This window comes from Streptomyces noursei, assembly GCF_001646665.1.
In the GTDB taxonomy this organism is placed as follows: domain Bacteria; phylum Actinomycetota; class Actinomycetes; order Streptomycetales; family Streptomycetaceae; genus Streptomyces; species Streptomyces lavendulocolor.
This window is the reverse complement of sequence record NZ_LWBU01000039.1, coordinates 1-367: the sequence shown is the minus strand read 5'-3', so window position 1 is coordinate 367 and position 367 is coordinate 1. Positions and strand designations below refer to the sequence as shown.

The following is a 367-nucleotide window of genomic DNA, read 5'->3' as shown; positions in this document are numbered from 1 at the left end:
CCTCGTGCGCTTCTTCGTCGGCTATGCCGGCGAAGGAGTACGGGGCCCAGGGCCCGGTGAGTTCCACGCGTACGCCCGGTTCGGACGCCGCCTCGACCAGCTCGACGAACTCCTCGCTGCGCTCCCGGTCCACCAGGTAGGCGGCGTTGAGGACGTTGACGCCCGGGACGCCGGAGAGGCGGGCGTCCTGGGGGCGGTGGACGGGGCCGGCCTCGGCGTGCCGCGGCAGTTCGCCGTGCAGCCGGCGGCACAGGGCGTCGGCGCGCTCCCCGTCGCCCTCGCGGCTGCGGCGGGGGGGGCGGGGGGGCCGCCGGGAGGCCCCGCCGCCGCCGGCCCCCCCCGCCGCCCCCCGGTTGGGCCCCCCCCC

Annotated in this window: 1 protein-coding gene; it reads right to left on the bottom strand. The window is 80.1% G+C overall.

Annotation, left to right across the window (positions count from 1 at the left end; all coding sequences use genetic code 11):
* Positions 1–367 (bottom strand): GvpL/GvpF family gas vesicle protein (locus tag A4V12_RS04170; RefSeq protein ID WP_199831215.1); only part of this gene is annotated, 367 nt, incomplete at both ends.